Below are 3,306 nucleotides of genomic sequence, written 5' to 3'. Positions count from 1 at the left end.
GTTTGGTTTGTAAGATCATGTGCTGCGGTCCCAATTCCTTGGCGAGATCCATTATCTTTCCATAAGTCTCTTCGTCAAACACGTCTATGCCCAGTCGGATAAATGGGGGTGGTATTTCTCTTCTTCTCCTTGCAATAGATGCAAGCAGATCACTCTCATCCATTTCCAAAACTTTGGCATAGCTGCAAATTTGTACTATACTCATGGATACGGCTCCTGTTTCCCATCTTGAGATGGTACTTGAGCTAACTTTCAGTTTTTCAGCGATATACTCCTGTGAGTATCCTTCATGCTCTCGCTTTTCCTTTAGGGTTTTGTGCAACTGTTTCATATGTATAAAGTTACAAAGACACCTAAATTTGAGCAACCCGCCTCATTCAAATGTTTGCATCCCATGCAAGGTGGCTTGCATTAGGTGCAGATGAATATGATGGGCGATGTCAACATGGGATGATTTAATTGGTTTGTTTTCTAGAATTCATAAACGAAAATACATTGTAATAACAATCATTCCAGAACAAAATCAAATAATTTTGAGAAAATCCCTCCAGTGCAAGGTGCAAGTCCCCTTATATATAGGGGCTTGCACCTTGCACTGGAAAGTGTAGCAGTAAAATATCTAAATATTTATGGTACAAAGATTTGGAGGTTAGTACAATTTTATATACTTTTGTACCCAAGAAAAGAGAGCAGTTGTGCTTTCAACAGGTAGTCAGAATGGTNGTCANCAAGCGGTCAAAATACTGCTACAAAAATGCTACACTACNGATTTGTCAAAATTGATAGAACATTTAATTACAACGAGTTAGCAGAGTTTGGTTCATAAACCTCTCTCTCCGCTTTAGGTACTCTGAAATGAATATCAGAGAGAAACCTAAGAAAAACGTAAGTATCATAGCTACAAGTAGTTATGATACTTTTCTTTTATACCCATCCCAAATTTCAGAGTATGCACGGAGGGGGCAGAAACTCCCAAAATNCTCTAAAAAGGCTACAATCAGGCTACACATTTTCAAGGCAAAATAAAAATGTAGCCAAGAGTACATACAGAGNACATAAGGAGTATGCGTAAATTACTGCTATTCAAACAAATATGTTGAACTTTGCAGCGTGATTACAGAGGTGTTTTTGTTACCATACACCACTTCGGGCAACAATGTGTCCGACAAGCTACGGCTACAGATGGCAGGTGTTAGGACAAGACCTCTATTCAGGCTACAACTAAAAGCAGTAAAATGTATGAAAGCTATTTTCAGAGCAGTCTTCTATCTCAGAAGCAATTATGTGAACAAGGAGGGCAAGACCCCTGTCATGCTGAGAATCTATCTCAACAACGAACGCCTTTCCATCGGCTCGACGGGCATTGCTGTCCAACAGTCTCAATGGGACAGGGAGAAGGAACGATTGAAGGGAAGGACAACTGAAGCACTTTCCACCAACCTCGAACTTGACAACATTCAGAGCGGACTCCAGACCATCTTCAAGAAAGTCGAGATGACGGACGAGGTGTCCTTGGAGCGTATCAAGTCGGAGTATCTTGGTAAGAAGGAGGATGTGGACACCCTAATGAGCCTCTTCAACAAGCACAATAGTGACGTTGCACGGCAGGTAGGCGTGTCGGTCGAAGCTGCAACCTTACAGAAATACAACGTCTGCAAGAAACACTTCTCAAATTTCCTTCGTGATAAATACGGTCGGTCTGACATCCGCCTGTCCGAACTCGGCTATATCGTGATACACGACTTCGACATTTATCTTCGAACGGTTGTCGGGCAGAATCCCAACACAGCCACGAGGATGATGAAAACCTTCAAGACGATTACCATTCTGGGCAGGAAACTAGGTGTCCTGCACCATGATCCGTTCCTCAACATCCGTTTTCACATGGAACCGGTCAATCGTGGATTCCTCACAGACGAGGAAATCCTTAAAATTGCCAACAAAGATTTCGGCATCGGTCGTTTGGAACTTGTAAGGGACGTGTTCGTGTTCTCGTGCTTCACGGGACTTGCGTACATAGACGTGTACAACCTCGCTCCTGAAAACATCGTCACGCTCAACGGCAAGCAGTGGATAATGACCAAGCGGCAGAAGACGAGCGTGGAAACCAACGTTCTTTTACTCGATATACCCAAGAGCATCATTGCAAAATATAGTGGCAAGACCTATCGTGATGGCAAACTTTTCCCCATGCTGACGAATCAAAAACTGAACAGTTATCTGAAAGAAATTGCCGATATTTGCGGTATCAAGAAGAACCTGACATTCCACCTCGCCCGGCACACATTTGCCACGATGTCCCTATCCAAGGGAGTTCCCATCGAATCCGTAAGTAAGATGTTAGGACACACCAACATCAAGACAACGCAAATCTATGCCCGTATTACCAATAAGAAGATAGAACACGATATGGATGAGCTGGCTGACAAGTTGGGTACTTTCAATACGGCATTAGGCATTTCCAAAAAATAATGTATATAACCCTAAAATTTTGAATTTATGACAACGACAAAGAAAGAACTTTCCTACTTCCATCTGAAGTTGGAAGCGTATCTCGGAGAGCATTTNCCTGAGAGAGTGAATGACAATGCGTTTATAACCGCTCGCGCAGACGAGGCATTGACGGCTTACTGCGATGCCGTGGCGCAAGGTTTCTCACATCCCGAAGCAGAGACGATGGCAAGCGAGGTGCTGTACCACGACCTACACTTCTCAAAGTATGATACCCTTGTTTCCGTACTGGAGCAGGAGTTTGAGAAGGAACTGCCAAGTCCGCTTCCCGAAAGGTTAGCACTAATTTTGCTGAACAACAAGGCAATTCAAGCGGTATTTGCCAAGTACGAACTCACGGACGACTTTGCGGCAGGTACAGAATACGACAAACTGTACACCGAGCTGACTGGTACAATCGTGCTGCTCATCNAGGTCAATGGTCTGCCNACGATAGGCGGTGAGAACATGGCTTGATACTTCACCATCGGGGGCTTTTGTAGTGTCAAGAGCCAAGATAAACGCTCCACTCCACACGTCAAGAGTTTTNCAAACACTTGTCTTTGGGTCGTTAGAGCATCTTGTTATCGCTCTTGAACTATTAAAAGCCNCGATTATGAAAACAATCATCATGAATCAAGANATTCATCAGCCCGCCTTCATCAAGGCAGACGCATCGTATAAAACCGAGAGGAACAGGCAGCCGCCGACTTCTCCCAAGCAAGTCCGCCNCTTCGGTTGGACACGCTTCATCGAACTCGCCGTTCTGCTTTCCATCGTTATCGGTGCAGTTTACCTTATCTCGAAGATAGTTAC

General features: G+C 44.0%; 3 protein-coding genes and 1 pseudogene. 3 read left to right on the top strand and 1 reads right to left on the bottom strand.

Annotated elements, in window-relative coordinates; genetic code table 11:
• A partial coding sequence (locus HMPREF9304_RS11575) for a helix-turn-helix domain-containing protein (protein ID WP_036929321.1) occupies positions 1-331 on the bottom strand: 331 nt, incomplete at its 3' end.
• A 908-nt stretch (positions 332-1,239) separates the two neighbouring features.
• On the opposite strand from HMPREF9304_RS11575, the gene HMPREF9304_RS11570 reads away from it, so the two are divergent.
• The 3 genes and pseudogenes from HMPREF9304_RS11570 to HMPREF9304_RS11560 form a co-directional block, all read left to right on the top strand.
• A complete protein-coding gene (locus HMPREF9304_RS11570) occupies positions 1,240-2,472 on the top strand; it encodes a site-specific integrase (protein WP_004339662.1) in 1,233 nt (410 codons plus the stop codon).
• A gap of 27 nt (positions 2,473-2,499) precedes the next feature.
• The gene (locus HMPREF9304_RS11565; protein ID WP_036929313.1) at positions 2,500-2,967 is read left to right on the top strand and encodes a DUF1896 domain-containing protein; all 468 of its coding nucleotides are present in this window, start codon (positions 2,500-2,502) and stop codon (positions 2,965-2,967) included.
• 139 nt (positions 2,968-3,106) lie between these two features.
• A pseudogene (locus HMPREF9304_RS11560) lies at positions 3,107-3,306 on the top strand (hypothetical protein); the annotation flags it as partial.

The organism is Hoylesella timonensis S9-PR14 (assembly GCF_000762405.1).
Classification (GTDB): Bacteria; Bacteroidota; Bacteroidia; order Bacteroidales; family Bacteroidaceae; genus Prevotella; species Prevotella timonensis_A.
Note: the sequence above shows the minus strand (reverse complement) of the source record. Positions and strands in the feature narration are given on the sequence as shown.

Excerpts from the sequence above, each read along its gene's own strand:
- HMPREF9304_RS11570 (WP_004339662.1), top strand. The coding sequence starts at position 1,240 with ATGAAAGCTATTTTCAGAGCAGTCTTCTATCTCAGAAGCAATTATGTG.